Source organism: Acidovorax sp. NO-1, assembly GCF_000238595.1.
Classification (GTDB): domain Bacteria; phylum Pseudomonadota; class Gammaproteobacteria; order Burkholderiales; family Burkholderiaceae_C; genus Acidovorax.
Map to the genome: position 1 here is coordinate 1 of NZ_AGTS01000122.1, position 457 is coordinate 457.

The 457-nt window shown below is 71.6% G+C and carries 1 protein-coding gene; it reads right to left on the minus strand.

From position 1 onward, the window contains the following. On the minus strand, positions 1-457 hold a 457-nt coding region (locus KYG_RS18715), incomplete at both ends, for a hypothetical protein (RefSeq protein WP_008906498.1).

Below are 457 nucleotides of genomic sequence, written 5' to 3' on the forward strand. Positions count from 1 at the left end.
CGGGGCTCCGCCATGGGATACAGCCGGCGCCAGGGGAAATCGCGCCAATCCAGGGTGGCGTCGGCGGCGAGCCCCTGCTGCCAGTCTATCTGGCCGGCCAGCGCCACGCGCTGCTCGGGCGCGGCCTGGAGGCGCAAGGCCGCGATACGCGCGCCCTTGGCATCGACGCGGCCTTCCAGATTCAGGTCCACCGGACCGCCCTCGCCCGGCAGTTTCGCCTGGCCGACCAGGGCGTAGCCCGCAGCCAGATCGCCGCGCGCGGTCAGCTTGAGGTCGTTCAGCCGCAGGGTATCGGGCAGGCTGGCGGCCGCCTTGAAGCCATCGGCCACCAGTTGCAGATCGGCCGGGACGTTGTCCGCCAGCGGCTGCACCGTGCCGGTCAGGCGGCCGGGCAGATAGCCGCTGCTGTCCGCCTCCAGCTGCAAGGTCTTCTGCAATTCGCCGTCCAGCTTGAGCG